The following is a 6,153-nucleotide window of genomic DNA, read 5'->3' as shown; positions in this document are numbered from 1 at the left end:
CTGGGGGTGGGTCGGTTCGTGGGTTGGCGTGACGTTCCCTCGCCAGCCGACCCACCCCCGACCCCTCCCTGTCAGGGAGGGGAGAGGATGTGCATCGGCGTCGTCTGACGCATGCTGGCCTGTCGCTGGGTGCGCATAGGGTTTGAAGGATAGGGATCGGCTTCGGCCCGTCCTGTGGCCTGCGTTGCGGGTCCAACGTGAGACCTCCGAAAAACGGGGGCGTGAGCAGAGGGTCGGCGGGCGTCCGATCGCAACGCAAGTGGAGGCGAGGCATGGAAGGTGACGGCATCGAACGCGCGGTACGCCGGGCGGGGCGGTATCGCTGGGGAATCGTCGCGTTGCTGTTCATGGCGACGGTCATCAATTACGTCGATCGGCAGATGATCGGCGTGTTGAAGCCGACGCTGTCCAAGGATCTCGGCTGGACCGAGACCGACTTCGCCAACGTCATCTTCTTTTTCCAATTGGCCTATGCGATCGGCTATATCGGGTTCGGGCGGATCGTCGACGTGATCGGCGCGCGCATGGGCTATGCGGTCGCCTTCGTCATCTGGCAGGTCGCGCATATCGCGCATGGCGGCGCGTATAGCGTGACGCAGTTCGCGATGGCGCGTTTCGGCCTCGGCATCGGCGAGGCGGGCAATTTTCCCGCGGGGATCAAGGCGGTGACCGAATGGTTTCCGGCCAAGGAGCGCGCGTTCGCGATCGGCGTGTTCAATGCCGGGGCCAATGTCGGCGCGATCATCACCCCGCTGGCGGTGCCGTTGCTGACCGTCGCGTACGGGTGGCGGATGGCGTTCGTGGTGACCGGCGTCGTCAGCCTCGTATGGCTGGTCGCGTGGCTGGCGCTGTATCGGCGGCCGCGCGAACATGCCAAGCTGTCGTCGGGCGAACTGGCGTGGATCGAGCAGGACCCGGCCGATCCGGTGCAGCCGCTGCCGTGGCGGCGGCTGATCGCGAAGCGCGAGACCTGGGCCTATGCGCTCGGCAAATTCTGTATCGACCCGATCTGGTGGTTCTTCCTGTTCTGGCTGCCGGGGTATCTGGGCGATCGTTATGACCTCGACCTGCTGAGCTTCGGCCCGCCGCTGGTCGCGATCTATCTGTTGTCCGATCTGGGCAGCGTCGCCGGCGGATGGCTGTCGTCGCGGCTGATCGCGCGCGGGCGAAGCGTCAATTATGCGCGCAAGGTGACGATGCTGGTCTGCGCGATCGCGGTGTTGCCGGTGTTGTTCGCGCAGTCGATCGACAATCTGTGGGTGGCGGTGCTGGTGATCGGGATCGCGACGGCGGCGCATCAGGCGTTTTCGGCGAACCTGTATACGCTGCCGTCGGACCTGTTTCCGCGGGCGGCGGTCGGATCGGTTGTGGGCATCGGCGGGACGGTTGGTGCGGTCGGCGGCATGTTGATGGCGAAATATGCCGGGTATGTGCTCGACGGGATCGGCAGTTATGCGCCGTTGTTCTTCGTGGCGGGGTCGGCGTATTTTGTGGCGTTGTTGCTGGTGCATGTGTTGTCGCCGCGGTTGGCGCGGGTGGAGGGGGCTTGAGCGATCCGCTGCGGATCAGCCCCATCGGTTCGTCCTGAGTAGCCGCTGAGCTTGTCGAAGTGGCGTATCGAAGGACCGGGGCAGGTGCTTCGATACGAGCCTTCGACAAGCTCAGTCTCTACTCAGCACGAACGGCTTCTTGCATCATCGCTTTCCCGTTTGGTTCGAGCAGCTTCGAGCTTGTCGAGAAGCGATAGTCGAGAACGGGTGCGCCAAGCGGGGTGTTCTCGACGGACGTTTCTCGACTTCGCTCGAAACTGCTCGAACCGAACGGGGTTGTTGGGGGAGGGCGGCTTACTTTTCCGCCAGCCCCATCACCACGTCCCACTCCTTGTCGCTGACCTGCGACACTGACAGCCGCGACTGGCGGAGCATCGCCATGTCCTGCAATCCGTCCGCGGCTTTCATCGCCGCCAGCGTTACCGGGCGGGGCAGGGGATGGTCGGGCTCGACCCGGACCGATACCCAGCCTTCGTCGCCATCGGCCTGCGCGGTGCGGGTGATGCGGGCAACGCCGACCGCCGCCTTGTCCTTGCCCGAATGATAGAAGAGCGCGCGGTCGCCGATCGCCATCGTGCGCAGATGTTTCGCGGCGGCGTGGTTGCGTACGCCGTCCCATTCGGTGCCGCCGTCCCGGACCAGATCGTCCCAGCCATAGCTGTCGGGTTCGGATTTCAGCAGCCAGTATGCCATGCCCATGCCCCTCCACGATAAACCGCCGGTGAATATAGCATTCCGCGTGCGTTCAGTCGCTTCCTGTCATCAACCGACTATCGGCGCAGGTGCGTCGACGTGAATTGGGGCGGCTTGGCCCCCACGCATGTTGAGGAGATTGGCATGAAGACCTTGCTGACCAAGGCGGGCCTGGGGCTGCCGCTGGCCGTGACGGCACTGACCGCTGCCGCCCCGGCCGAGGCGCAGTGGCGTCGCGGGTACGATCGCGGCTGGGACCGTGGCTATGATCGCGGTTGGGACCGTGGCTGGAACCGCAATCGCGGCAATGGTGGCGCGGCGGTCGTCGCCGGGATCGCCGGCCTTGCGATCGGTGCGGCGCTGGCGTCGAGCGCGAACGACCGGCGCTATCGCGACCGCTATTATCGCGATCGTGGCTATGCCTATGATTATGATGATCGTTTCTATCGTCAGCGCGGGTTTTACCCGAACGATGGCTATTACGCCTATCGCTACAATGATTACCGGCGGTGCTGGGTCGAACAGCGCTACGACCCCTATTACGATCAGGACGTGCGCGTCCGGGTCTGTAACTGATCTTGAGGGGCGGGGGGTGATCCTCCCGCCCTTTGCACTTGGCGCGCGCGGCGTTTTGCGGCATGGGCCGCGCCCATGACTGATACGCCCCCCGATCGCCTCTCGATCAATCCGCGCAGCCCGCATTTCAACCAGCCCGTGCTGGAGCGCGGCATCGGCATCCGCTTCAAGGGCGCCGAACGCAACGATGTCGAGGAATATTCGATGTCCGAAGGCTGGATACGCGTCGCGCTCGGCAAGAAGGTCGACCGCAAGGGGCAGCCGCTGACCATCAAGCTGACCGGGCCGGTCGAGGCGTATTTCCAGACGCCGGCCGAGGGCGAGGAAGTGCCTGTGGAAGACGCGAAGGGCGACGAGGCGGAGTAAGCTATCGTGCTCCCCTCCCTGACAAGGGAGGGGCGGGGGGTGGGTAGGCTTGGGACGGGCGTGACGCTCCCTCGCGGACCGACCCACCCCCGACCCCGCCCTAGTCAGGGAGGGGAGATCAGACGTCTCGCTCCATCCGCTTGCCGACATGCTGTTCGCCGCGTTTGGCGGCGAGCTTCACCTGTCGGTGGCGTTCCGCCTTTGCTGCGAGGGTGGCTGCGTCGCGGGTGCCGGCGCAGGCGGGGCATTGTACGCCTTCCTGAAACAGCGGGGAGGCGCGGTCGTCGGCGTTGATCGGCATGCGGCAGCCGCGGCACAGGCCGTGGGTGCCTGGCGTCAGGCCGTGGCCGACGGCGACGCGTTCGTCGAACACGAAGCATTCGCCCTGCCACGCGCTGGCGTCCGCCGGCACTTCCTCCAGATATTTCAGGATGCCGCCATCGAGGTGGTAGACCGCATCGACGCCTTCGCTTTTCAGGAAGGCAGTCGATTTCTCGCAGCGTATGCCGCCGGTGCAGAACATCGCGACCTGTGTCTTGCCCGCCAATAGGGTGTCGCGGTTGGCGCGGAACCAGTCGGGGAAATCGCGGAAGCTGTCGGTCTGTGGGTCGACCGCGCCGGCAAAGGTGCCGACCTTCACCTCATACGCATTGCGGGTGTCGATCACGACGGTCGACGGATCGGCGATCAGCGCGTTCCACTCGGCTGGCGCGACATAGGTGCCGACGATCGCGGTCGGATCGGTGCCGGGCACGCCCATCGTCACGATCTCCCGCTTCACCCGCACCTTCAGCCGGTGGAAGGGCATGGCGTCGGCGGTGCTGAACTTTGGCGCCAAATCTTCGCAGCCGGGCAGGGCACGGATCGCGGCGAGCGCGGTGGCGATGCCGTCCGCGCTGCCGGCGATGGTGCCGTTGATTCCCTCGGACGCGATAAGCAGCGTGCCCCGGATGCCGGCGCGATCGAGCACCGCCTCCATCGCGTCGCGGACAGCCTGCGGATCGGCAATGTCCGTGAAGCGGTACAGCGCCGCGACTTGAATGTCGGTCATCAGTGGACGAAGCGCGCCACCACGTCGCGATACGAGCGGCTGACCTTCACCTGCGCGCCCGATTCGAGGATCAGGAAACATTCGCCATTGGTGTGCGGCTTCACCTGTTTGACCAGATCGAGATTGACGATGGTCGAGCGGTGCACGCGCTGGAACCGGCGCGGGTCGAGGCGTTTCTCCAGATCCTTCATCGTTTCGCGCAGCACCAGCGAATTGTCGCCGGTGTTGATGACCATGTAATCGCCCGCTGCCTCGATCATCTCGATCGTGTCGACATCGACTCGGAAGATCTGGCCGCGATCCTTGATATTGATGAGCTTTTCGAAGCGGTTGGCGCCGTGCGCGTCATCACCGGTGCCGTCGGCCGCTTCCATTTCCGCTGCCGTGTCGGGGGCGACTTCGGCGAGCACTTCCTTGAGCTTTTCGACCTCGGCCTGGCCCCGCTTTTCTGACAGGCGCTGGCGTACGCGGTCGAGCGTGTCGGCGAGGCGCGATTCTTCGACCGGCTTCATCAGGTAATCGACCGCCTGCGCCTCGAACGCGCGGATCGCGTGGTCGCTATACGCGGTGACGAACACCACCAGTGGCGGTTCGACCTCCATCAGTCCTTGCACCACCGAAAAGCCGTCGAAGCCCGGCATCTGGATGTCGAGGAAGACGAGGTCTGGCTTGTGGGTCTTGATCGAACGGATCGCCTCGCGGCCGTTCTGGCATTTGTCGATGATCTCGACATCCTCATGTGCCTGCAACCGCAGTTCGAGGCCTTGAATCGCCAACGATTCGTCGTCGACAAGGATGGTACGGATGGTCATGCAGCCTCTTTGGTAACGTCTTGCGTCTGGAACGGCAGTTCGATCTCGACCACGAATCCGCCCCCGCTGCCCGAACGGGTATCGAACCGATGGTCGGGGCCGTATGCCTGTGCCAGCCGGTCCCGGATATTCTGAATACCGACACCGGTAGACAGCGTCGGCCGCTTCGGTCCGTCGATCAAGCCGGGGCCGGTATCGGAAACGGCGATCTGCACCCGATCCCCGGCCAGTCGAGCGGTGATCGCGATATCGGCGCCATCCTCCTGCGGCGTGACCGCATATTTGATCGCGTTTTCGACCAGCGGCTGGAGCAGGAGCGAGGGCAGCCGCGCGTGCATGACACGGGCATCGATATCGAATTCGGTGCGCAGGCGATGTTCGAACCGCATCTTTTCGATATCGAGATACAGTTTCAGCGTTTCAACCTCCTGCTCCAGCGTGACGTGCGCGGTAGGCTCGTTGGCCAGCGTATAGCGCAGGAACGAGGCGAGGCGGCTGAGCATCACATTCGCCTTCTCGGTCTGTTTCAGCAGCACCAGCGTCGAGATCGAATTGAGCGTGTTGAACAGGAAATGGGGGTTCAGCTGATAGCGCAGCATCGCGAGTTGCGCGGTCGATGCCTGCATCTCCAGCATCCGCATCTCGTCGACCTGCTGTTCGACGACCAGATAGAAGTTGATGCCGAAATAGGCCGCCGACCAGCCGGCCAGCACCGTGAAGTTGATGAACAGCGTGCCGAGTACCAGCGAGAAGCTGACATCGGGCGACACGTTGCGGATGAAGGTGAAGACGAAGGCGTCGATCAGCGAATAGGCGAAGGTCGCCGCCGACAGCGTGCACAGCGTCAGGAAGATCGCCGGCACGCGCGGCAACGACCGGTAATAGCCGTACAGCACGCTCATCAACAGCGTCAGGCAATAGCCGACGATCACCTCGACGATGTTCGCCAGCACGCTTTTCAGCGACGCGGCGTTCGACAGTGTCGAGACCGAGCGCAGGATCAGATAGCCGGTCCAGCCGGCCGCCTGCAGCAGCCAGAAGGCGCGGTTCTTCTGTTCGAAGAAGGGGCGCGAGAAAATGGCGGGCTTAAGCGTCATGCGCTCCG

General features: G+C 64.1%; 7 protein-coding genes. 3 read left to right on the top strand and 4 right to left on the bottom strand.

Going from position 1 to position 6,153, the window contains the following annotated elements; translation table 11 throughout:
- Positions 1-272 precede the first annotated feature (272 nt).
- A complete protein-coding gene (locus ASE59_RS07710) occupies positions 273-1,550 on the top strand; it encodes an MFS transporter (RefSeq protein ID WP_056454608.1) in 1,278 nt (425 codons plus the stop codon).
- 294 nt (positions 1,551-1,844) lie between these two features.
- Here ASE59_RS07710 and ASE59_RS07705 read toward each other — a convergent pair whose 3' ends face one another.
- Complete coding sequence (locus ASE59_RS07705; RefSeq protein ID WP_056454878.1) at positions 1,845-2,243, bottom strand: EVE domain-containing protein; 399 nt, start codon at positions 2,241-2,243, stop codon at positions 1,845-1,847.
- Between the two features lie 144 nt (positions 2,244-2,387).
- On the opposite strand from ASE59_RS07705, the gene ASE59_RS07700 reads away from it, so the two are divergent.
- The gene (locus ASE59_RS07700; RefSeq protein ID WP_056454604.1) at positions 2,388-2,819 is read left to right on the top strand and encodes a hypothetical protein; all 432 of its coding nucleotides are present in this window, start codon (positions 2,388-2,390) and stop codon (positions 2,817-2,819) included.
- 75 nt (positions 2,820-2,894) lie between these two features.
- Positions 2,895-3,185: a DUF3297 family protein gene (locus tag ASE59_RS07695; RefSeq protein WP_056454600.1), complete on the top strand. Its 291-nt coding sequence runs from the start codon at positions 2,895-2,897 to the stop codon at positions 3,183-3,185.
- A gap of 118 nt (positions 3,186-3,303) precedes the next feature.
- On the opposite strand, the gene ASE59_RS07690 is transcribed toward ASE59_RS07695, so the two are convergent.
- The 3 genes from ASE59_RS07690 to ASE59_RS07680 are packed head-to-tail and all read right to left on the bottom strand — an operon-like array spanning position 3,304 to position 6,145.
- A complete protein-coding gene (locus ASE59_RS07690; RefSeq protein WP_056454596.1) occupies positions 3,304-4,236 on the bottom strand; it encodes a rhodanese-related sulfurtransferase in 933 nt (310 codons plus the stop codon).
- Positions 4,236-5,048: a LytR/AlgR family response regulator transcription factor gene (locus ASE59_RS07685; protein WP_056454594.1), complete on the bottom strand. Its 813-nt coding sequence runs from the start codon at positions 5,046-5,048 to the stop codon at positions 4,236-4,238. Before ASE59_RS07685 ends, ASE59_RS07690 begins: the two co-directional genes overlap by 1 nt.
- Entirely contained in the window at positions 5,045-6,145 is a 1,101-nt protein-coding gene (locus ASE59_RS07680; RefSeq protein ID WP_056454591.1) for a sensor histidine kinase, read from the bottom strand. Before ASE59_RS07680 ends, ASE59_RS07685 begins: the two co-directional genes overlap by 4 nt.
- Between the last annotated feature and the right edge of the window lie 8 nt (positions 6,146-6,153).

This window comes from Sphingomonas sp. Leaf10, from assembly GCF_001421245.1.
Lineage (GTDB): Bacteria > Pseudomonadota > Alphaproteobacteria > Sphingomonadales > Sphingomonadaceae > Sphingomonas.
The sequence above is the reverse complement of the archived record's forward strand: the minus strand, read 5'-3'. Positions and strand labels throughout refer to the sequence as shown.